Origin of the sequence: uncultured Schumannella sp., assembly GCF_905479755.1 — a bacterium.
In the GTDB taxonomy this organism is placed as follows: Bacteria; Actinomycetota; Actinomycetes; order Actinomycetales; family Microbacteriaceae; genus DCRR01.
Genome location: NZ_CAJQNT010000043.1, coordinates 1 through 21,467, shown reverse-complemented (window position 1 = coordinate 21,467; position 21,467 = coordinate 1). Strand labels below are relative to the sequence as shown.

The window sequence follows — 21,467 nt, the reverse complement described above, 5'->3', positions numbered from 1 at the left end:
GATCAACACTTCGGCTTTGCTCACCTGCTGACACTGCCGCGGCCAGGGTGTCCACGATGACGTGAGACATCACGGCCTCACCAACCCTGCTGTCCACGATGACGTGAGACAGGTGTCCACGATGTACCGAAACCACACACCTCACTCGCCACCACGACGTGGGACCGGATTCCGGTCCCACGTTTTTTTCTTGCCTCGCGTCATGATCGTCTCCCGCCCGCGTCCTTCTAGGTATGGACGCATTCACGCTGGGAGCCATGGTTTGTTTCGTTGTCGCGGGAGCCGGCATCGTCGCCTCCTCGGTGGCGGCGGTCGCGCTGCGGGATCGGTCACGCTCGCGAACGTAGAGTGGGGCGGTGACCGCTGAGCTTCTCGACTTCGCCCGCACGCTCGCCCTCGACGCCGCCGAACTGGCGGCGCGTCGCCGCCGCGAAGGCGTCGAGGTCGCCGACACCAAGTCGAGCCCGGTCGATGTCGTTACGGCCGTCGATCGCGAAGTCGAGGCGCTCATCCGCGCCCGGATCGCCGAGGCCCGCCCCGGCGACGGCTTCTTCGGCGAGGAGAGCGACGCGGGCGCGTCGACGAGCGGCCTGACCTGGATCGTCGACCCGATCGACGGCACCGTCAACTACCTCTACGGAATCCCGCACTACGCGGTGAGCATCGCGGTCGTCGAGGGTGAGCCCGACCCGCAGACCTGGACGGCGCTCGCCGGATGCGTCGTGAACCCGGCGACGGGGGAGACGTTCACCGCGACGGCGGGCGGGGGCGCGTTCCTCGGGAGTGCGCCGATCCGCGTCGCCGAGCCGGTCGCGCTCGAACTCGCGCTGGTCGGCACCGGCTTCGCCTACGCGGCCGCGACGCGCGCCGAACAGGGGGCGCTCGTCGCCGAGCTGCTGCCGGCGGTGCGCGACATCCGCCGCCAGGGCACCGCCTCGCTCGATCTCTGCTTCGTGGCGGCGGGGCGACTGAACGCCTACTTCGAGCGCACCCTGAGTCCCTGGGATCACGCCGCGGGCGCCCTGATCGCCGTGGAGGCGGGCGCGCGCGTCACCGGCTGGGACGGAGCCCGGGCGGATGCGCGATTCATCCTGGCGGCACATCCCGAGCTCGCGACGCTGCTCGAGGCGCAGCTGCGCAAGCTGGGAATCGGCACCCAACTGTAGGCATTCGCAAACTGGGGTTGGTTCTGGCGTTGCCGATTCGTTACCATCAGGGGGGTCACACCCCCTGACTCGCCCGACGTCTGGCGAGCACCGTAGGGAGCTCCGCACTTGTTCTCGATCCGCACCCTGAGTGCGTCACGCGCATGCCGTGGCCTCCGCGGTGCCCGGGGAGCGGCGGCGCAGTGACGGGAGCGGACGACACGGCCTCACGCGAGGGCTACGACCGCGAGGTCTCGGCTTTCGAACTCCTGGGGCTCATCTCGTCCGCGCCGCAACCCCCGGCCGAGGCGGTGCGCCCGATGACGGATGCCCCGGCCCCGCAGCCGTCGCTTCTCGCCGACCTGGTGCCGATGACTCCGGTCTCCGACCTGCCGGTGCCGGCCCCGACGTCGTCGGCTCCGCTCACCCGTCGCGAGGCTCGGGCTCGCGAAGCCGCCGCAGCGAATGTGGTCGTGCAGGCTCCTGCTCCGGCTCCCGCTCGCGCCGCGCCTGCCGCGACCGTGTCCGCTCCCGCGCCCGCCGCCGACCCGATCGCGATCCCCGCGCCGATGCCCGAATACGCCGAACCACGGCGACGGGTTGACGCGTCGCGTTCGGCCTCGCGTCCCACACCGGTCACCGCCAAGCTCGGGCCCCGCCGACGCGCCGCCTCCGCGCCCCGCGCGCGGTCGCATCCGCGAAGCCAGCCCGCGCGCTCCGGGCGCGCTCCGCGCAAGAGCTGGAGCGCCCGCCTGCTCTCCTCCGCCGCGCTGCTGCTGGCCGGGGCGTTCATGGTCGGGCTCACCCTGCCCGCAAACGCGGTGTACAACGCCGACGCCGACGCGGCGTCGACCGCGGCACTCAGTGCCGAGGCGGTACAGACGCTCTCCGTCGACGACGCGGTGACGACCGACGCCGCCGAGCGCTCCACCTTCGGGGTCACCTCGTGGGCCGAGATCCTGCAGCAGCGCTACGGGCAAGCCAGCTACACCTACACGGTCGGCACCGGTGACATCCAGTGGCCGTTCCCGTTCCCGGTTCCGATCTCCGACGGGTTCGGTGACCGCGTGTCACCGTGTCGCGGCTGCTCGACCTACCACCAGGGCGTCGACTTAATTCCGGGTGACGGCCAGCCGATCTACGCGATCGCCGACGGTGTTGTCTCGCTGCACGACGAGGCGAACTGGAGCTACGGCAACACGGTCGAGATCGAGCACCAGATCGACGATCAAGTCATCACGAGCAAGTACGCGCACATGCAGTACAACTCCAGTCCTCTTCAGCCCGGCGACGTCGTCGAGGTGGGGGACTTCATTGGACTCGTCGGCAACTCGGGTGCGTCCACCGGCCCCCACCTTCACCTCGAGATCTGGATTGACGGGGTCAAGATCAACCCGTTCACGTGGCTGCAGGCCAAGGCCGCGTCCTAGTCGGCCCGCTCGCCGCCTCGCGGCGCGCGTTCAGACGGTGGCGGCGACCCAGACGGTGGTATCCGCGGGCAGCGTGCCGGCGGTGAGCTCGCCGCTGGCCAGCAGCACCTCGCCCGACGGCAGCTCTGCCGGCGTCGCGCCCGTGTTGGCGGCGATCACCACGTCGCCGACGCGGAATCGCAGCACCTCGTCCTCGGCGGAGGGAAGCCACTCGAGCGAGTGCTCGGCCAGGCGGTGCGCGCGCCGAAGGGCGAGCGCCGAGCGGTAGAGCTCGAGGGTCGAGCCCTCGACGCCGCGCTGCCGGTCGCGAGCGAACTCACTCCAGTCGTCCGGCTGCGGCAGCCAGCTCTTCCCGGTCTGGTTGAAACCGTAGGCGGGGGCGTCGGCCTCCCACGGGATCGGCACCCGGCATCCGTCGCGCCCGTAGGTCGCGCCCTTCGTGCGGGCGAAGGTGGGGTCTTCGCGACTGTCGTCGGGCAGATCGATGACCTCGGGCAGGCCGAGCTCCTCACCCTGGTAGAGGTAGCTGGAACCGGGAAGCGCGAGCATGAAGCTGGTGGCGGCGCGGGCGCGGCGCAGACCGACGACCGGATCCGGTTTCGGTGAGCTCCTCGGGCCGATGCCGAGACCCTGCGCGGGCGGCGGGGTGAGCGCTAGGCGACTGGCGTGCCGGATCATGTCGTGGTTGGAGAGCACCCAGGTGCTCGGGGCGCCGACCGCGCCGAACGCGGCGAGTGAGTCATCCACCACGCGGCGCAGCTTCGCCGCCTCCCACGGGGTCTCGAGGTAGGCGAAGTTGAAGGTCTGGTGCATCTCGTCGGGGCGCACCCAGAGCGCGAGCTTGGTGAGCGGCTCGACCCACGCCTCGCCGATCAGCACCCGGTCGGGGCCGTACTCGGCCAGCAGCTCGTGCCAGTCGCGGTAGATCGGATGCACGCCCGGCTGCGCCCAGTACGGCACGTCGGCCTCATCGCCGCCCATGCTGCCGCCGTCCTCCGGCGGGGTGTAGTCGGGCAAGCCCGCGACCTTCGCCATGCCGTGCGCCACATCCACGCGGAAGCCGTCCACGCCGCGATCGAGCCAGAAGCGCAGCACGCCGCGGAAGAACTCGTGCACCTCCGGGTTCGTCCAGTCGAAGTCGGGCTGGCTCGAGTCGAAGATGTGCAGGTACCACTGGCCGGGGGTTCCGTCGGCCTCGGTGACGCGCGTCCAGGCGTCGCCGCCAAACACCGACTTCCAGTTGTTCGGCGGCTCGGCACCCTCCGGGCCGCGCCCCTCGCGGAAGAGGTACCGGGCGCGCTCGGGGGAGCCGGGTCCCGCCTCGAGTGCCGCCTGGAACCACGGGTGCTCGCTCGAGGAGTGATTGGGAACCAGGTCGACGATCACCTTGAGGCCCAGTTCGTGGGCGCGGTCGCGCATCCGATCGAAGTCGTCGAGCGTGCCGAAAATCGGGTCGATGTCGCAGTAGTCGGCGACGTCGTAGCCGGCGTCGTTCTGGGGGCTCGTGAAGAACGGGGAGAGCCAGACGGCGTCGACGCCGAGGTCGGCGATTTCGCCGAGGCGACCCGTCACCCCCGCCAGGTCGCCGATGCCGTCACCGTCGGCGTCCGCGAAGGATCGCGGGTACACCTGGTAGATCACGGCTGTCCGCCACCACTCGCTCATGTCTTCACGCTAGCCGCAATGGGGCCAGGCTTCGACCGGGCACCGCGTCGCCGCGTGACCGCCATCTCGTCGACACACGACTCGGATACGCTCCCGACATGCCTCGCGACCTCGCCGCACTGCCCCATCACGACGGCTCCCCGCTGTACGTCTCCACCGAAACGCCCGCGCTCGGCGACACCGTGCGGGTGCGGATGCGCGTGCCGCGCTCCTTCGAACCGGTGGCGCGCGTGCTCACCCGCTCCAACCCCGACCGGGAGCCGCGGTTCACCGAAGCCCAGGTCGTGCTGCGTGACGAGGCCGCGACCTGGTGGGAGGCGGAGCTGCACGTCGAGAACCCGGTGCACGGCTACCGCTTCCTGATCGAGCTGGAGTCGGGGGCGATCCGCTGGCTGAACGCCGCGGGACTGTGGACGACCGAGACGCGCGACGTCGATGACTTCCGCCTGGTGACCGCCGCACCGCCGCCCGCCTGGGCGCGCGAGGCCGTCATGTACCAGGTGTTCCCCGATCGCTTCGCGCGCTCGGCGGCGGCCGGGCCGATCGCCGAGGCCGAGCTTCCGGAGTGGGCCGAACCCGCCGAATGGGGCGACGAGGTCGACCAGGATCGCGCCCACACGGCGCAGCAGTTCTACGGTGGCGACCTGGCGGGCATCGAAGAGCACCTGGATCACCTGACCTCGCTCGGCGTGAACCTGCTGTACCTGACTCCCGTCTTTCCCGCGCGCAGCAACCACCGCTACGACGCGCTCTCCTTCGACCATGTCGACCCGTTGCTCGGGGGCGACGAGGCGCTCGTCTCGCTGGTGGAGGCGGCGCACGACCGCGGCATCCGGGTCATCGGCGACCTGACCACCAACCATTCGGGGGATGCGCACGAGTGGTTCCAGGCGGCCTACGGCACGCCGGAGGCGCCCGAGAGCGCGTTCTACCTGTGGCTGAACGAGGAGCAGACCTCCTACGCGAGCTGGCTCGGGGTGCCGAGCCTGCCGAAGTTCGACTGGCGCTCGGAGGAGCTGCGGCGGCGCTTCATCGACGGCGACGACTCGGTCGTGGCCAGATATCTGAAGCCGCCGTTCGAGTTCGACGGCTGGCGGATCGACGTCGCCAACATGACCGGCGCTTCCGTGACCTCGATCTGAACGCCGAGGTGCGCCAGACGGTGCGGCGCACGATGGAGGAGATCAACGCCGACACGATCCTGCTGGGCGAGTCGACCAACGACGCCGCCCCCGACTTCACGGGCGATGCCTGGCACGGCGCGATGACCTATGCGAACTTCACCCGACCGCTGTGGAACTGGCTCGGGGTGCCCGGCACGCCCGCCGGCGGCGGGCTGGGGCTGGCACTCCAGCGCACGAGCGAGTTCGGCGGCGAGGAGTTCGTGACCGCGCACCTGTCGTTCGCGGCGGCGTTCCCGTGGCGGGTGCGACTGCAGAACATGAACGCCCTCGACACCCACGACACCCCGCGATTCCGCAACGTCGCGCGTGAGGGCGTGGTGCCGGTCGCGGTGGGGTTGTCGATGACGCTGCCGGGCATCCCGGTGGTGTGGGCGGGCGCCGAGTGGGGGCTTCACGGCGACGACGGCGAGCACTCGCGCACGCCGCTGCCGTGGGCGCGAGCCGACGAGCCCGAGTTCGCCGAGCCGAGGGAGTTGTACCGCCGGTTGATCGGCCTGCGACGCGAACACCCGGTGCTGAACGGCGGCGGGATCCGCTGGCTGCACGCCTCCGAGGAGGCGATCGTGTTCGTGCGCGAGTCGGCGGACGAGGCCGTGCTGGTGCTCGCCGCGCGCGGGGCGTGCTCGGTCGAGCTCGGCGCCGAGCTCCCGGATGCGGCGGAACTGCTTCAGGGCGACGCCACCTGGGCGGCGGGCACCGTCACCACCGCCGGGCCGCAGTTCCTCGCCTGGATCCTCCCCGGCATCCCCCTCCCGCCGTTCGCGCCCGCGGGTTGAGTAGCCGCGCTGAGCCGGTCGAGTAGCCGCGCTGAGCCGGTCGAGTAGCCGCGAAGCGGCGTATCGAGACCCGGGCCCGCGGTTAAAACCCACCCCCCGCGGGTGGTAGGCTCTTGCGGTGCCGCGGGCAACCGCGTCGCGCCCCGATAGCTCAGTGGTAGAGCACTTCCATGGTAAGGAAGGGGTCGTCAGTTCAATCCTGACTCGGGGCTCGGAAGCAGTTGGTTGAGTAGCCGCGAAGCGGCGTATCGAAACCCAGCACTTCTCCCGGCGGGGTAGCTCAGGTGGTTAGAGCACACGACTCATAATCGTGGGGTCGCGGGTTCGAGTCCCGCCCTCGCTACAGTTTTTCGTTTCGGCCGCTCGCGGCGTCGGTGACGGTATGTTGATGGCGGTATGAGCATCAACGAGTCGGTTTCCCCGGAACGTCAAGAGCGCACGACTTCGCCGCGACCCGTTGCGCTTGTGGGGGCTGCTGTTGCAGTTGCCGGTGCTGGGTCAGTTGTTGTTTGGCTTCTCACACGAGACAGTGCAAACCCTGGTTTCCTAGGTCCGATATTTGCGGGGGTTCTCGCCTTTGCGGCGGGGGCTGGCGTCGGCACGGTTGTAGGTATTGCCTCCGTGCTCGCGGGATGGATCGTCCGTCGGCGGATGCGATTGGGGGGCCACTCTCGGCTTTTCTTGCACCTCTGATTGGCGGGCTCGTCCCGATCGCGGCATTCGGCATCCTCTCTCTCCAGGTGAGCCTGTTGGTAGCTCTGGGCATCACATCAGTCGGTTTAGTCGGCCTTGGCTCAGTCTTGGCAATAATCCTCATCAAGTATTCGCGCGAGAAGAGGTTCGGTCGCAGGAGCTCCAACCTTGAGGCGTCCGAGGTTTGATGCCGCATCCCCTCTCTGAGGACGTGACATGACCCTCGCCGCGGCCGGCTTTCGCGCCGCCGCGGTGATCGCGACGGTGTGGACGCTGCTGGTGACCCTCGCGCTGGCGGGCTACGCGACGGTCACCACCGAGGCGGGGTGGGGGGTGGTGGCGATGGCGGCGGCGAGTGCCGGATCCGTCGTGGCGCTGTTCGATGTCGTCCTCGGCCGCGTCCCCACCGAGTGGATCATGCACGGGCCGTTCGCGTTTCGCGTGGCACGTCCGCGGCGAGGGCACGTCGTTCACGTCGCCGCGACCGTGCTGCAGATCGCGGTGTTCTGGGGGTTCTTCCTGGTCGGGACTCACGATGTCGATTCGCGGCAACGGCACGCCGCTTCCGGCTGCGATGCCCAACCAGTTCGTCGTCTCGGGCCCGTACCGCTTCGTTCGCAACCCGATGGCGCTGAGCGGCATCGTGCAGGGCGCCGCCGTGGGTCTGATCCTCTCGTCCTGGCTCGTCGTCGCCTACGCGGTGGTGGGATCGCTGGTCTGGAACTACGCCGTCAGGCCGCACGAGGAGGCTGACCTGGAAGCGAAGTTCGGCGACGAGTTCCGGGCGTACCGGGACTCTGTTCGCTGTTGGATTCCCCAGCGCCCGGCGGCTTTCGGTTAGGCGTCCTCGCTCGGCAGCGCCTCGGCGGGGAGCTTGCGCACCTTCGCGCGCCGGCGCCGGCGCTCCGGGATCATCGAGCGCATCTCCTCGAGCTTGCCGAAGCAGAGCAACCGGTCACCGGCCTCGAGCACGACGCCCTTGCGCGGATTCGGGATCACTGAGGCCGAGCGGTGCAGCGTCAGCACGGTGATGTCGCGCTCCCACAGGCCCGAGTCGCCGAGTGACTTGCCGACCAGCTCGGCGTTGTTGTGCACGAGCAGTTCCGCGACCCCGTAGCCGGTCGAAACGCTGAGGCGCTGACGTACGTCGATCTCCGGGAAGGCCACCTGGTTGGCCATGTAGTCGATGATCGCGCCCGCCACGTCGAGCTGCGTCGCCGCCTCGATGCCCTGTAGACCGGGGGAGGAGTTGACCTCCATCACGAGCGGACCGTCGGCGCCCTCCAGCATGTCGACGCCGGCCACCTTGAGACCCATGATCTGCGCCGAGCGGACCGCCGCATCCTTGTACTCGCTCGAGAGCTCGACGGCGCCCACGGTGCCGCCGCGGTGCACGTTGGAGCGGAACTCATCACCGCTCGCCGTGCGGCGCATTGCCGCGACCACGCGGTCGCCGACTACCAGCGCGCGGATGTCGCGGCCGCGGCTCTCGCTCACGAAACGTTGGATGAGCACGTTCTGCCGCGTCGAGTGCAGCGTCTCGATGATCGCCTCCGCCACCTTCTGGTCGGGGGCGAGGATCACGCCGATGCCCTGCGTGCCCTCGAGCAGCTTGATCACGACCGGGGCTCCCCCGACGCGTTCGATGGCGGGGCGCACATCGGCGCGGTTGCGCACGAAGGTCGTGGCGGGCATCCCGATGTTGTGGCGCGACAGGATCTGCGTGGCCCGAAGCTTGTCGCGCGCGTTCGAGATGCCGTTCGCGGTGTTCGGGGTGTAGACATCCATCTGTTCGAACTGGCGAACCACGGCGGTGCCGAAGTAGGTGATCGAGGCACCGATGCGCGGCAACACCGCGTCGTAGTCACTCAGCTGGCGGCCGCGGTACTGGAGATCCGGATCGTCGCCCGAGAGGTCGATCGCGAAGCGCAGCGTGTTGAGCACCTTCACGTCGTGGCCGCGCTGCTCGGCGGCGGCACGCAAACGCTGGGTGGAATATGCCCGAGGGGCGCGCGACAGAATCGCAAGTTTCATGGAGGGGCCCTGACAAGATAGGGGGATGGGCGAGTCCTCTCATTCAAACACCCTTGCGGGGTGGCGCGAGTGGATTCAGATGCCCGAAATCGGAGTTCCGTGGATCAAGGCGAAACTCGATACCGGCGCGCAGACCTCCGCGATCCACGCCTTCAACATTGAACCCTTCGATCGTGATGGTGCGGAGTGGGTGCGGTTTCACATCCACCCCTGGCAGCGCACCAACGACGACGACGTGATCGTCGAGCTGCCGGTGCAGGATCGCCGTCGCGTGCGCAGCTCCTCGGGGCATGTCGACGAGCGCTTCGTGGTCGAGATGCCGCTCGTGCTCGTGGGGCGTGCGGTCAACGTCGAGGTCACGCTGACCAACCGCGACGAGATGGGGTTCCGGATGCTGATCGGCCGGCAGGCGCTGCGCCACGGCTTCCACGTCGCCTCCGACCGCTCGTTCATCGGCGGTCGCGCCCCCAAGCACACCCGCCGCCGCAACCGCGGCGTCGCCCTCTAGCCTCCGCGCGCTCGGCGAGGTCAGGCGGGGCGGAAGCGGCGGAGGCGGAGGCTGTTGGTCACCACGAAGACCGACGAGAACGCCATCGCGGCGCCCGCGATGATCGGGTTCAGCAGGCCGAGCATCGCCACCGGGATCGCCGCCACGTTGTAGGCGAAGGCCCAGAACAGGTTGCCCTTGATGGTGCCGAGTGTGCGGCGTGCCAGGCGGATCGCGTCGGCGACCACCAGCAGGTCGCCGCTGACGACGGTGACGTCGCTCGCGGCGATCGCGGCATCCGTTCCGCTGCCCATCGCGATGCCGAGGTCGGCGGCGGCGAGGGCGGCCGCGTCGTTGACGCCATCTCCGACCATCGCGACGGTGCGACCGCCGGCGGTCAGCGCGCGGATGACGTCGAGCTTGCCCTGCGGGGTGATCCCGGAGTGCACCTCGTCGATGCCGACGACGGCGGCGACCGCGTGTGCCGCCCCCGCGTTGTCGCCGGTGAGCAGCACCGGGCGAAGTCCCAGTTCGCGGAATCGCGCGATCGCGAGCGCACTGCTCGGCTTGAGGGTGTCGCCGACGCCAATCACGCCACGCACCTCCCCGTCCCAGGCGACGACGATCGTGGTGCGGCCCGCGGCCTCGGCCGCCTCGACGGCGCGCACGGCGTCGGCGGGCAGGTCGAGCGACCACGCCTCGGTGAGCCAGGTTCCGCGACCGGCCACGACGGCGTGCCCGTCGACGACTGCCTCGACGCCGAAGCCGGAGTGCGCAACGAAGCTCTCCGGCGAGGGCACCTCGAGGCCCTCGGCGCCGGCATGCTCGAGCACCGCGCGGGCCACCGGATGCTCGGAACCCGACTCGACTCCGGCAGCGAGGCGCAACAACTCGCTCGCCGCGGTGGTGCCGGTCACGGTGGCCTCGGCGACGCGCATCCGCCCGGTGGTGACGGTGCCGGTCTTGTCGAGCACGATCGTGTCGACCCGGCGCGTCTGCTCGAGGACCTGCGGCCCGCGGATCAGGATGCCCAGCTGCGCGCCGCGTCCGGTGCCCACCATGAGCGCGGTGGGGGTCGCGAGCCCGAGCGCGCACGGGCACGCGATGATGAGGGTCGCGACGGCGGCCGTGAAGGCGAGCTCGAGGCTCGCGCCCGAGACGAGCCAGCCCGCGAATGCGGCGATGGCGAGTCCGATGACGATGGGCACGAAGATCGCCGAGACGCGGTCGGCAAGGCGTTGCGCGGCGGCCTTGCCGGTCTGCGCCTCCTCGACGAGGCGGCCGAGCCGGGCGAGCTCGGTGTCGGCGCCGACGCGGGTCACCTCGACCAGCAGGCGCCCACCGACGTTGAGGGTGGCGCCGACGACGCGATCGCCCGGGCCGACCTCGACCGGAACCGACTCGCCGGTCAGCATGCTGGCGTCGACGGCCGACGCGCCCTCGCGCACCAGACCGTCGGTGGCGATCTTCTCGCCGGGGCGCACGACGATCGTGTCGCCGGGCACGAGCACGTCGACGGGAACTCGCAGCTCGGCGCCGTCGCGCAGCACGACCGCGTCTTTCGCGCCGAGTTCGAGCAGCGCGCGCAGCGCCGCACCCGACTGCGTCTTGGCGCGGGCCTCGAGATATCGCCCGCCGAGAATGAAGACGGTGACGGCGGCGGCGACCTCGAGGTAGATCTCGCCGGATGCCTCCCCCGGCGTACCAAAGAGGGTCACCGTCATTTGCATCCCGGGCATCCCAGCCATGCCGAAGAAGAGGGCGTAGAGCGACCAGCCGAACGCGGCCAGCACCCCGACGCTGATCAGGGTGTCCATCGTGGCGGCGCCGTGTCGCGCGTTGATGGCGGCGGCGCGGTGGAACGGCCAGGCGCCCCAGACGGCGACCGGTGCGGCGAGCGTGAGGGCGAGCCACTGCCAGTTCGTGAATTGCAGTGCCGGGATCATCGACAGCAGCGCGACGGGAACGGCCAGCGCCGCCGAGATAACGAGGCGCTGCCGCAGCGCGCGCAGTTCGGGGTCGGCGGGGGCGGTTGGCTCGGTCGGGCGTGCGGCGGGAGGCGCGGGAAGCACGGCCGTGTACCCGGCGGATTCGACGGCGGCGATCAGCGTCGCGACCTCGACGCCGGGGGCTTCGATGTGGGCCTTCTCGGTGGCGTAGTTGACGCTGGCCGTGACCCCGTCGAGTTTGTTGAGCTTGCGCTCAACGCGGGTCGCGCACGAGGCGCAGGTCATCCCGCCGATCTCGAGGTCGACGGCGGTGGTCATGACGCCGGGGTGAGTGAGTAGCCCGCCTCGGTGATGGCGGCGTCGACCTGCTCGGGGGCGAGTGGCACCGTGCTGACGACGGTGACGCGCGAGGCGCCGCCGGCCTTGAGGTCGACCTCGACGCGGTCGACGCCGTCGAGCGCCGACAGCTCTTCGGTGACGCTCGCAACGCAATGGCTGCAGGTCATCCCGTCGACCAGGTACTCGGTCTCGACGGCGCCCTGCGGATGCGTGCGGATCTCCCGCGTGGCGCTCGCGTCACCGCAGTGGCACGCGTGGTTGGCGTCGGTCAGTCCGAGTTGTCCGGCCGGGGTGGTCGAGTTGCACATGGTCTGCTGGTCCCTCTCTCGCGTCCCGCATGGATACCCACCCGGGGTAACCATGCTACGTCACGCACGCGCCCGCCCGCTGGCGCACCCGCCCCGCCCGCGTCCCCATCTGCCGCGAGAGCTACCCAAACTCACGAGCCCACCGGATCTTCGTTAGCGCTGGCGTGTCTGGGTAGCGCTCGGCGACACACGGGCAGGGCCGTGGGACCTTGGGCTCTGCCGCGTCACGCGGCGCGGGGTGAACGTGAACCTGGAGCGCTATCCCGCGACGCATGGATGGGCGGCACGATGGAACCGGTGACGAGACGCACGGCGTTGATTCTGGGTGGAATCGGCGCGACCGCCGTCGTCGTGGGCGCGGGCGGACTCATCTGGAGTCAGCTGAACCCGGTCGACCCGGGCACCGCCGAGGGCTCGGGCGCCGACCTGCGCGAACCCCAGGTGCTGCACAGCGTCGATGGAGTGCTGGACGTCTCGTTGGCCGTGGCGGTGTCGACGGCGATCGTTGGCGGTCGCTCCGCACGCGTGTTGACCTACAACGGGACTCTGCCCGGGCCGACCCTCGCTGTGCTCCCCGGCGATGAGCTGCGAATTGACCTCAATAACCGGCTGTCCGCGCCGACCAATCTGCACACCCACGGTCTTCGCGTCTCGCCCGAGGGGGAAAGCGACAACGTTTTTCGTCGCGTCGAGGCAGGGGCGAGCGCGGGATATCGGATCAAGATCCCCGACAACCATCCGCCTGGCACGTTCTGGTACCACCCGCACCACCACGGCAGTGCGGCCGACCAGGTCTTCGCGGGGCTGTATGGCGCAATCCTCGTGGAAGATCCCGACGCTCGCGACTCGGTCACGGAGCGCCTGCTGGTAATCTCCGACATCTCGCTCACGGCGCTCGGCGACGTGCGCACGACGTCGCTCGCCGACCGGATGTTGGGACGCGAGGGCGATCTCGTGCTCGTCAACGGTCAGCTTGCTCCGGCGATCTCGGCGATGCCCGGGGAGCGACAGCGCTGGCGCATCGTCAACGCCTGCACCTCGCGTTACCTCGACCTGCGTCTGGACGGCCAACGGTTTGAGCTACTCGGATACGACGCGGAACAATTGGCGGCACCCCAGAACGTCGACCGACTTCGGTTGCTGCCGGGTAACCGTGCCGACGTGCTCGTCACGTTCGCCGAGGGACGTTCGGTGCTTGAAGCTCTGCCGGTGGACCGCGGTTCGGTCGGAATGATGGGCGGCGCCGCATCTTCGTCCGGGATCGTCGCGCTCGCGACGGTGACCGTCTCAGGGGACGTCGTCGACGCCCCGTCGGCGTCCGTCGTCGCGTCACCCGCCCGCGATCTGCGAGGCGCAACGGTCGCCCGTTCGCGCATCCTCACTCTGGAAATGGGGGGCGGGATGATGGGGGGCGGGATGATGGCGTTCACGATCGACGGGGCGAGTTTTGACCCGCAGCGCATCGACCAGGATGTCGAGCTCGGCTCGGTCGAGGAGTGGACGCTCGTCAACGACAGCACGATGGATCATCCTTTCCATCTGCACGTCTGGCCGATGCAAGTCGTGTCGATCGGCGGTGTCGACGCCGAGCGCGTGAGCTGGCGAGACGTCGTGGATGTGCCTGCGCGGAGTGCCACGACGGTGCGGATCGCGTTCGATGACATTGCCGGCACCACCGTGTATCACTGCCACATCCTCGATCACGAGGACGCCGGGATGATGGGCGTAATTCGCGTCCGGGGTGACGCGACGGGCTAACCGTGCCTACCCTGGGCTGATGGCGGAAACGCAGAGGATCTCGCTGGCTGGCTCGGTGTCGCTCGGCACGGGCGTGATGATCGGGGCCGGGATTTTCGCGCTGGTCGGGCAGGTTGCCGAACTGGCGGGCGAGTGGTTCCCGATCGCGTTTGTCTTGGGCGCCGCGGTCGCCGCCGTCAGCTCCTACGCGTACATCCGCTATTCCGCGGTAAACCCGTCGTCGGGGGGTATCGCGATGCTGCTCAAGGATGCGTACGGACCGGGAGCCGTGGCCGGCTCGTTCTCTCTGTTCATGTACGTGTCAATGGTGGTGGCTGAAAGCCTTCTCGCCCGAACGTTCGGCAACTACCTATTGCGACCGTTCGGATTGCAGGACTCGGCTGTGCTTGTTCCCATGCTCGGCGTGTTCGCGATCGCCGCGGCCGCGATTGTGAATCTGGTCGGCAATCGGCTGGTGGAGCGGTCGGCGCTCGTCACCGCCATCGCGAAGATCGCGGGGATCGCGGTACTCGCCATTGCGGGGCTGTTGGGCGCCGCGGTCGCCGGGGACGGGGCAGTCTCGAGGCTCGCATCCGGTTCAGTCGATCTTCTCGGCCTGCTCGCCGCGATCACTCTCTGCGTGCTCGCGTACAAGGGCTTCACGACGATCACGAACCAGGGCGACGAAATCACGAACCCGACACGCAACATCGGTCGCTCGATCGCGATATCACTGGCGATCTGCGCCGTGTTGTACTCGCTCATCACCGTGTCGGTCGCGGCGAGTATCGGCGCCGACGGGGCGATTGAGGCGCGCGACTACTCCCTCGCCGAAGCGGCTGAACCGCTGTTTGGGGCGTGGGGCGTCGGAATCACCGTCGCGATTGCGGTCGTCGCGACGCTGTCTGGACTGCTCGCGAGCATGTTTTCGGTGTCGAGACTCTACGAGATGCTGCAGGGCATGGGGCAGGCTCCCTCCTTGCCGAAGCGGATCACTCACCAGCCGCTGCTGATTACGGCCGGGCTCGCGATCCTGGTTACCGCGCTCTTCGACCTGGGGCAGATCGCGTCAATGGGGGCGCTGCTTTACCTCACGATGGATATCGCTGTGCAGTGGGGAGTGCTGTGCGCCCTGCACCAGAAGGTGCAGGCGCGACGTTGGGTGCCGGCGTTGTCGATCGTGCTCGACCTCGCGGTGCTCGTGCCGTTTGTGGTGCTCAAGGTGCAGTCGGATCCGCTGACGATCGTCGTCGGCGCGGCCATCGCGGCCGCGATCATCGTCGCCCAGGTCGTCGCGGTCCGCCGCACCCCCTAGCCCCGCCCGCGGGCACCGCCGCGGCGCGGCGCGCTGACCCACCCCGCCGAGAGCCACCCGGCTTCCGCCGCGCGCTACCCGGCTTCCGCCGCGCGCTACCCAAACTCACGAGCGCGACCGGAGCTTCGATAGCGCTGGCGTGTTTGGGTAGCGCTCGGCAGCCCCGCGCGGCGGGGGCTAGGGCTCGCGGACGGCGCCGTGGGAGGGGGTGACGGTGAAGAGCTCGGGGGCGGAGAAGCCGTGCTCGGCGAAGGCGCCGTCGAGGGCGACCTGCATGCGCGAGAGGCCCTCGGCCGGCACGAGCGCGATCGCCGCGCCGCCGAATCCGCCGCCGGTCATCCGGGCGCCGATCGCGCCGTTGGACTGCGCCGTCTCCACCGCGAGGTCGAGCTCGGGTACCGAGATCTCGAAGTCGTCGCGCATGGAGACGTGGGAAGCGTCCAGCAGTTCGCCGATCGCGGCGGGCCCCTGCTCGCGCAGCACGCGCACCGTGTCGAGCACGCGCTGGTTCTCGGTCACGACGTGGCGCACGCGGCGGAAGGTGACATCGTCGAGCAGGTCGCGGGCGCGTGGAAGATCGTCGACACTCACGTCGCGCAGCGATGAGACGCCAAGCGCCGCCGCCCCCGCCTCGCAGGAGGCGCGGCGCTCGCCGTAGCCGCCCGTGGCGTGCGAATGCTTCACGCCGGTGTCGATCACCAACAGCACGAGACCGGCGTCGGTGAAGCCGAGGTCGATGACCTCCGCGTCGAGCGAACGACAGTCGAGGAAGACCCCGGAGTCTTGACGCCCGAGGAGCGAGGCCGACTGATCCATGATCCCGGTCGGAGCGCCGACGGCGATGTTCTCGGCGCGCTGGCCGACGCGGGCGAGCTGCTCGCGGGTGTGGCCGAGCTGCCAGACCTCGTCGAGGGCGAGCGCGACGGCGCACTCGATCGCGGCCGAGGACGACAGCCCCGCACCGACCGGCACGTTGGAGTCGATCACCAGGTCGAGACCGGGCACGGCGCCGAGGTCTGCCCCCGCCTCGCCGAGCGCCCAGGCGACACCGAGCGGATACGCGGCCCATCCCTCGAGCCCGCCGCCCGCGACGATGGCATCCAGTTCGGTGAGTGGCACCTCGACGCTCTCGTCGCCGAAGGTCGAGGCGACGCGGATCACTCCGTCGTCGCGCACGCCGACCGCCACGAGCGTGCGGCGGTCGATCGCGAAGGGGAACACGAATCCGTCGTTGTAGTCGGTGTGCTCGCCGATCAGGTTGACCCGGCCCGGCGCCGACCAGAGCCCGAGCGGGGCGTGCCCGGTCAGCTCGGTGAACAGGGCGCGGACGTCGTCACGCAGGTCGCTCATACGCTCTCGATGGCCTTTCGGATGTTCGCCGCCGCGGCTTCGGGGGTGACGTCGCCGATCCAGGCTCCCATCGCGGCTTCCGAGCCGGCGAGGTACTTGAGCTTGTCGGCCGCACGGCGCGGCGAGGTGAGTTGAAGGTGCAAGCGTACGCTGTCGCGGCCGACGTTCACCGGCGCCTGATGCCACGCGGCGATGTAGGGCGTGGGGGTGTCGTAGAGCGCGTCGACGCCGCGCAGCAGCCGCAGGTAGAGCGTCGCCAACTCGTCGCGTTCGGCCTCGGAGGTTTCGGCGAAGTCGGCGACGTGGCGGTGCGGCAGCAGGTGGATCTCGATGGGCCAACGCGCGGCGAACGGCACGAACGCCGTCCAGTGCTCGCCAGCGAGCACGACCCGCTCGCTCGCGCGTTCGAATTCGAGGATGCGTGCGAACAGGTCCGGCCCGAGCTGACGGATCGAGTCGAGCAGCCTCGTGGTGCGCGGGGTGATGTAGGGGTAGGAGTAGATCTGCCCGTGCGGGTGCCGCAGCGTGACGCCGATGGCTTCGCCGCGATTTTCGAAGGGGAATACCTGCTCGATGCCGGGTAGCGCCGAGAGTTCGGCGGTGCGGTGTGCCCACGCCTCGATGACGGTGCGGGCGCGGCTCGGGGTGAGACTGCCGAATGAGCCTTCGTGTTCGGGGCTGAAGCAGACGACTTCGCAGCGGCCGACGGAGGTGCGGGTGCGCCCGTAGCCGAGCGTCGCGAGATCGTCGAGACCCTGCGGCGCGTTGGGGTCGTCGGCGAGCGCCGGGCCGAAGGAGGGCGACTTGTTCTCGAACACGGCGACGTCGTAGAGCGCGGGCACCTCGGAGGGGTTGCCGGGGCTCTGCGGGGCGAGCGGGTCGAGTTCGGCGGGCGGCAGGAAGGCGCGGTTCTGGCGCGCGGCGGCGATGGACACCCAGTCGCCGGTGAGCACGTCTTGGCGCATGGTGGCGGTCGCCGGGCGCGGGTCGAGTTCGCGCTGGTCGATGGCGCGCTCGGGCCCGAGGGTGGTGTCGGCGTCGTCGAAGTAGATGAGCTCGCGACCGTCGGCGAGCGTGGTGCGGTGGTGAGTGATGGACACCGCATTACGATACCGAAAGCGTCGTTTGCAGAAACGACAAGAATCGAAAACACGGAGCGCAGGAGCAGAGCATGGATGACCGGGGCGAACTCCCCGCCGAAACCCGCCGCGCCGCCTTGGCGGCCCTCGTTGCCGAACGTGGGTACGTGCGGGTCTCGGAGGTGCGCGACCGCTTCGGGGTGAGCGAGGTGACGGTGCGCTCGGACCTGCGCGCCCTCGATGAGGCGGGTCTCGTCCACCGCGTGCACGGCGGCGCGATGCCGGTGCCCGGCACCGAGCGCGAGGCCCCGGTCGAGACGGCCGCCGAGCGCGATGCGGAGCTCAAGCGCGCGATCGGTCGCCGCGCCGCCGCGCTGATCAACAACGGCTCGAGCGTGCTGCTCGATGTCGGTTCCACAACCCTCGCGGTGGCGCGGGCGCTGGTCGCCCGGCGCGACCTGACCGAGTTGACGGTGATCACCAACGGGCTGTCGATCGCGCTCGCGCTGGAGGCGGCGATCCCGCGTTTCACCGTGATCGTGACGGGCGGCACGCTGCGCCCCTTGCAGCATTCGCTCGTCGCGCCGCTCGCGGCGAACACCCTGCCCGAACTGCACGCCGACGTGGCGATCCTCGGCGGCAACGGCATCGCCGACGACGGGGCGGTGACGAACCTCAACCTGCCGGAGGCGGAGATCAAACGGGCGATGGTCGCGGCGGCGACGCGGCGCGTGCTGGTGGCCGACGCCTCCAAGTGGGGTCAGCGGCACCTGGGTCGCATCGGCACTCTCGCCGACTTCGACACGCTCGTCACCGCGGGCGACGCCGAGTCGGTGGCGGCGCTGCGCGCAGTCGCGGCCCGCGCGGGCACCCGCGTCGAGGTGCCCGACCTTCTAGGCTGACGGTCGTGAACTCTCCCACCGGTGAACAGTTTGTGCTCGACGGCGGCCGCGTGCGGGTCGAGATCGGCGCCCTCGCGGCGGTGCTGCGCGAGGTGCGCGTCGACGGCGTGCGCGTCACCGAGACGGTGCCGGCCGACAGCATGCCTTCGCACGGCTGCGGCATCGTGCTGGCGCCGTGGCCGAATCGGGTGAAGGATGCGCGCTGGTTGCTCGACGGCGAGGTGCAGCAGCTCGACATCACCGACGTCGCCCGCGGGGGAGCGATCCACGGTCTGCTCCGCAACACCGACTACCGCGAGCGCGCCCGCACCGCGCGCTCGATCACGCTCGGCGCCACGATCTACCCGCAGCACGGCTGGCCGTTTCTCCTGGACACCTGGGTGACCTACGCGCTGGAGGACGACGGGCTCACGGTGACGCACGGCGCCCAGAACCTCGGCGAGGCGGCCGCGCCGTGGTCGGTGGGCGCGCATCCGTACTTCCGGGTGGGCGAGACGCCGACCGATGACCTGACCCTGCGCATCGCGGGCGAGACCCGCCTGGAGTTGGATGACCGGCTGAACCCGGTCGCCGAACACCCGGTGGCGGGCACCGAGTTCGATCTGCGCGAGGCGCACTCGCTTGCCGGTGCCGACTTCAATGTGGGCTTCGGCCAGTTGGCGAACCGCGCCGAGGCGGCGGAGGTGGCGTGGCTGGTCGCGCCCGATGGCGCCTCCACGGTCGTCTGGGCCGACCCGGCGTTCCGCTGGCTGCAGCTGTTCACCCCGGCCGACTTCCCGGGCGAGGAGGGCCCGCACCGCGCGGTCGCGGTCGAGCCGATGACGGTGCCGCCGGATGCCCTCAACTCGGGCACCGATCTGCGCTGGCTCGAGCCCGGTGACCGTGTCGAGACCTCGTGGGGCGTGCGCTACCGCCCCGCGCAGCACCCCTAGGCTCGCAGCATGCATGCCCCCACTGGCGAACAGTTCGTGCTTGAACGCGGTCGCGCGCGCGCCGAGATCGGCACGGTCGCGGCGGTACTGCGTTCGCTGAGCGTTGACGGCGTGGCGCTCACCGAACCGGTGCCGCTCGGCGAGGCCCCCGAGTTCTGCAACGGCGTGGTGCTCTCGCCCTGGCCGAACCGTGTGCGCGACGCGCGTTGGGTGCTCGACGGCGAGACGCAGCAGCTCGACATCACCGAGCCGGCGCGCGGCGGCGCAATCCACGGTCTGCTGCAGTTCGCCGACTACGAGGTGCGCGAGCGCTCGGCGGATGCGCTCACCCTCGGCGCGCGGATCGCCCCCCAGCACGGCTGGCCTTTCGAACTCGACACCTGGGTGCGCTACGAACTCCAGGACGACGGGATCACCGTCATGCACGGGGTCGAGAACCGCTCGGCGCGGCGTGCGCCGTACGCGGTGGGCACGCATCCGTATCTCCGGATCGGTGAGGTCTCGGTGGAGGAGCTGCGTCTCACGGTTCCGGCGAGCACCTTTTGCGAGGTCGACGAGCGGCTGAACCCGGTCGCCGAATCCCCGGTCGAGGGAACGCCCGCCGATCTGCGCACCCCGCGGCGGATCGCCGAGCTGCAGCTCGACACCGCCTTCGGGGGTGTCGAGCACGCGACGCTTCCGGGGGAGGCGGATGCGAGCCTGCGCGGCGCGAGCGCCTGGCTCGACGCCCCCGACGGGCGCCGGCTGACGCTGTGGCAGAACGCCGACTGGGGCTATCTGCAGGTCTTCACCCCGCGGAACTTCCCTCACAGTGGCGAGCTCGTTTCGGCGGTCGCGGTCGAGCCGATGACGGCTCCGCCGGATGCCCTCAACTCGGGGCGTGGTCTGATCTGGCTGGAGCCGGGCGCGCGCTGGGAGGGTTCCTGGGGGCTGGTGTTCTCGGCATGAGCGCGCCCACCCGCCGACAGATTCAGCGGTGGCGCCGCCACCTCGCCGACGAGCGCGCCGAGGCGCAGGTCTATCGCGAGCTCGCCGAGCGCGCCGAGGGAGCCGAGCGCGAGATCCTGCTGGGCCTGGCGAACGCGGAGGGCCGCCACGAGGCGCACTGGCTGGCGCTGCTCGGCGACGATGTCGGTGCGCCGAAGCGGGGCAGTCTGCGCACGCGCAGCCTGGCCTGGCTCGCCCGCAACTTCGGCAGCCTGTTCGTGCTCGCGCTGGCGCAGCGGGCGGAGGCGCGCTCGCCCTACGACGACGACGCGGATGCGACGGATGCGATGGCCGCCGATGAGCGCATCCACGGCGAGGTGCTGCGCGGCCTGGCCGCCCGGGGTCGGTTGCGGCTGGCCGGCACGTTCCGCGCGGCCGTGTTCGGCGCGAACGACGGACTCGTCTCCAACCTCGCCCTCGTGCTCGGGGTGAGCGCCACGGGCGCCGCCTCCTCGGTCGTGCTGTTCACCGGAATCGCGGGGCTGCTCGCCGGCGCGCTCTCCATGGCGGCGGGGGAATACGTTTCGGTGCGCTCGCAGCGCGAGCTGCTGACGGCCTCCCGCGCCGACCCGGCCTCGCACGATGCGGTGGCGGCGCTCGATGTCGACGCCAACGAACTCGCCCTCGTGTATCGCGCTCGCGGCATGAGCGAGGAGCGCGCCGAGGAGCGCGCCCGCGAGGTGTTCGCGGCGCGGCACATCGACCACGACGACGACCACGAGGAGCACGAGGCGGTCGGCTCCACGTGGCGCGCGGCGATCTCGAGCTTCGCGTTCTTCGCGGCGGGCGCGGTGATCCCGGTGCTGCCGTATCTGTTCGGCGGGGACGGTCTCGTCGCGGTGATCATCGCGGCGGTCGCCGTCGGTCTCGCACTGCTCGCGACCGGCGCGATCGTGGGCGTGCTCTCGGGGGCGTCACCCTGGAAGCGCGCGCTGCGGCAACTCGCGATCGGCTACGGCGCGGCCGCGGTCACCTACGCCCTCGGCTGGGTGTTCGGCGCGACGATCGTCTAGCTGTATCCGGCTAGGACGTTGGTGACACTCGGCTGATCGGCGGGAGCCCATCGAGGGCTGAGTGGCGTCGTTGAGTGTTGTAGTAGTTCAGCCATGGCGCAAGTGCTTGCTGACGCTCAAGGTTCGAGGAGAACACCTGCCG

At 70.1% G+C, this 21,467-nt stretch carries 18 protein-coding genes, 2 tRNA genes and 1 pseudogene; 14 read left to right on the top strand and 7 right to left on the bottom strand.

Features of this window, described 5'->3' with window-relative positions; genetic code table 11:
* Positions 1 to 356 precede the first annotated feature (356 nt).
* Together QZ258_RS11260 and QZ258_RS11255 are read left to right on the top strand one after the other, a co-directional pair.
* On the top strand, positions 357 to 1,166 hold the full coding sequence (locus tag QZ258_RS11260) for an inositol monophosphatase family protein (RefSeq protein ID WP_294181576.1): 810 nt from the start codon (positions 357 to 359) through the stop codon (positions 1,164 to 1,166).
* A gap of 182 nt (positions 1,167 to 1,348) precedes the next feature.
* Entirely contained in the window at positions 1,349 to 2,575 is a 1,227-nt protein-coding gene (locus tag QZ258_RS11255; RefSeq protein WP_294181574.1) for a M23 family metallopeptidase, read from the top strand.
* A 30-nt stretch (positions 2,576 to 2,605) separates the two neighbouring features.
* Here the strand turns inward: QZ258_RS11255 and QZ258_RS11250 are convergent, their stop codons facing one another.
* Complete coding sequence (locus QZ258_RS11250) at positions 2,606 to 4,240, bottom strand: glycoside hydrolase family 13 protein (RefSeq protein WP_294181572.1); 1,635 nt, start codon at positions 4,238 to 4,240, stop codon at positions 2,606 to 2,608.
* 98 nt (positions 4,241 to 4,338) lie between these two features.
* On the opposite strand from QZ258_RS11250, the gene QZ258_RS11245 reads away from it, so the two are divergent.
* The 5 genes and pseudogenes from QZ258_RS11245 (at position 4,339) to QZ258_RS11225 (ending at position 7,734) form a co-directional block, all read left to right on the top strand.
* Complete coding sequence (locus QZ258_RS11245) at positions 4,339 to 5,382, top strand: alpha-amylase family glycosyl hydrolase (RefSeq protein WP_294181570.1); 1,044 nt, start codon at positions 4,339 to 4,341, stop codon at positions 5,380 to 5,382.
* A 20-nt stretch (positions 5,383 to 5,402) separates the two neighbouring features.
* Positions 5,403 to 6,200: a DUF3459 domain-containing protein gene (locus tag QZ258_RS11240; protein ID WP_294181568.1), complete on the top strand. Its 798-nt coding sequence runs from the start codon at positions 5,403 to 5,405 to the stop codon at positions 6,198 to 6,200.
* Positions 6,201 to 6,340: 140 nt separating this feature from the next.
* A tRNA-Thr gene (locus tag QZ258_RS11235) sits at positions 6,341 to 6,412 on the top strand.
* A gap of 57 nt (positions 6,413 to 6,469) precedes the next feature.
* Positions 6,470 to 6,543 (top strand) — tRNA-Met (locus QZ258_RS11230).
* 566 nt (positions 6,544 to 7,109) lie between these two features.
* Positions 7,110 to 7,734: pseudogene (locus tag QZ258_RS11225) on the top strand (isoprenylcysteine carboxylmethyltransferase family protein).
* Here the strand turns inward: QZ258_RS11225 and QZ258_RS11220 are convergent.
* A complete protein-coding gene (locus QZ258_RS11220; RefSeq protein WP_294181566.1) occupies positions 7,731 to 8,927 on the bottom strand; it encodes a RimK family alpha-L-glutamate ligase in 1,197 nt (398 codons plus the stop codon). The pseudogene QZ258_RS11225 and the gene QZ258_RS11220 sit on opposite strands and share 4 nt — an antisense overlap.
* A gap of 25 nt (positions 8,928 to 8,952) precedes the next feature.
* Here QZ258_RS11220 and QZ258_RS11215 point away from each other — a divergent pair, with 25 nt between their 5' ends.
* Positions 8,953 to 9,435, top strand: a complete 483-nt coding sequence (locus tag QZ258_RS11215; protein ID WP_294181564.1) for an ATP-dependent zinc protease — start codon at positions 8,953 to 8,955, stop codon at positions 9,433 to 9,435.
* Between the two features lie 20 nt (positions 9,436 to 9,455).
* On the opposite strand, the gene QZ258_RS11210 is transcribed toward QZ258_RS11215, so the two are convergent.
* Together QZ258_RS11210 and QZ258_RS11205 are read right to left on the bottom strand one after the other, a co-directional pair.
* Complete coding sequence (locus QZ258_RS11210) at positions 9,456 to 11,681, bottom strand: cation-translocating P-type ATPase (protein ID WP_294181563.1); 2,226 nt, start codon at positions 11,679 to 11,681, stop codon at positions 9,456 to 9,458.
* On the bottom strand, positions 11,678 to 12,010 hold the full coding sequence (locus QZ258_RS11205) for a heavy-metal-associated domain-containing protein (RefSeq protein WP_294181562.1): 333 nt from the start codon (positions 12,008 to 12,010) through the stop codon (positions 11,678 to 11,680). Before QZ258_RS11205 ends, QZ258_RS11210 begins: the two co-directional genes overlap by 4 nt.
* 288 nt (positions 12,011 to 12,298) lie before the next feature.
* On the opposite strand from QZ258_RS11205, the gene QZ258_RS11200 reads away from it, so the two are divergent.
* Both QZ258_RS11200 and QZ258_RS11195 read left to right on the top strand, forming a co-directional pair.
* Positions 12,299 to 13,768 (top strand): multicopper oxidase family protein, encoded by a 1,470-nt coding sequence (locus tag QZ258_RS11200; protein ID WP_294181578.1) that lies wholly within the window; start codon positions 12,299 to 12,301, stop codon positions 13,766 to 13,768.
* A 19-nt stretch (positions 13,769 to 13,787) separates the two neighbouring features.
* Positions 13,788 to 15,062, top strand: a complete 1,275-nt coding sequence (locus tag QZ258_RS11195) for an APC family permease (protein ID WP_294181561.1) — start codon at positions 13,788 to 13,790, stop codon at positions 15,060 to 15,062.
* A 177-nt stretch (positions 15,063 to 15,239) separates the two neighbouring features.
* On the opposite strand, the gene galK is transcribed toward QZ258_RS11195, so the two are convergent.
* Positions 15,240 to 16,412 (bottom strand): galactokinase, encoded by a 1,173-nt coding sequence (gene galK, locus QZ258_RS11190; protein ID WP_294181559.1) that lies wholly within the window; start codon positions 16,410 to 16,412, stop codon positions 15,240 to 15,242.
* Positions 16,409 to 17,512, bottom strand: coding sequence for a galactose-1-phosphate uridylyltransferase (gene galT, locus QZ258_RS11185; RefSeq protein ID WP_294181558.1), 1,104 nt, complete (start codon positions 17,510 to 17,512; stop codon positions 16,409 to 16,411). Before galT ends, galK begins: the two co-directional genes overlap by 4 nt.
* Before the next feature lie 71 nt (positions 17,513 to 17,583).
* Here galT and QZ258_RS11180 point away from each other — a divergent pair, with 71 nt between their 5' ends.
* From QZ258_RS11180 to QZ258_RS11165, 4 genes are read left to right on the top strand one after another with little or no spacing between them, the layout of a single operon-like run.
* Positions 17,584 to 18,393, top strand: coding sequence for a DeoR/GlpR family DNA-binding transcription regulator (locus QZ258_RS11180; RefSeq protein ID WP_294181556.1), 810 nt, complete (start codon positions 17,584 to 17,586; stop codon positions 18,391 to 18,393).
* Positions 18,394 to 18,398: 5 nt separating this feature from the next.
* The gene (locus tag QZ258_RS11175; RefSeq protein WP_294181554.1) at positions 18,399 to 19,325 is read left to right on the top strand and encodes an aldose 1-epimerase family protein; all 927 of its coding nucleotides are present in this window, start codon (positions 18,399 to 18,401) and stop codon (positions 19,323 to 19,325) included.
* A 9-nt stretch (positions 19,326 to 19,334) separates the two neighbouring features.
* Positions 19,335 to 20,273 (top strand): aldose 1-epimerase family protein, encoded by a 939-nt coding sequence (locus QZ258_RS11170; RefSeq protein ID WP_294181552.1) that lies wholly within the window; start codon positions 19,335 to 19,337, stop codon positions 20,271 to 20,273.
* Positions 20,270 to 21,325: a VIT1/CCC1 family protein gene (locus tag QZ258_RS11165; protein WP_294181549.1), complete on the top strand. Its 1,056-nt coding sequence runs from the start codon at positions 20,270 to 20,272 to the stop codon at positions 21,323 to 21,325. The genes QZ258_RS11170 and QZ258_RS11165 overlap by 4 nt, the downstream gene beginning before the upstream one ends.
* 10 nt (positions 21,326 to 21,335) lie before the next feature.
* On the opposite strand, the gene QZ258_RS11160 is transcribed toward QZ258_RS11165, so the two are convergent.
* Positions 21,336 to 21,467, bottom strand: a 132-nt coding sequence (locus tag QZ258_RS11160) for an integrase core domain-containing protein (RefSeq protein WP_294181452.1), incomplete at its 5' end; no start/stop codon positions are given.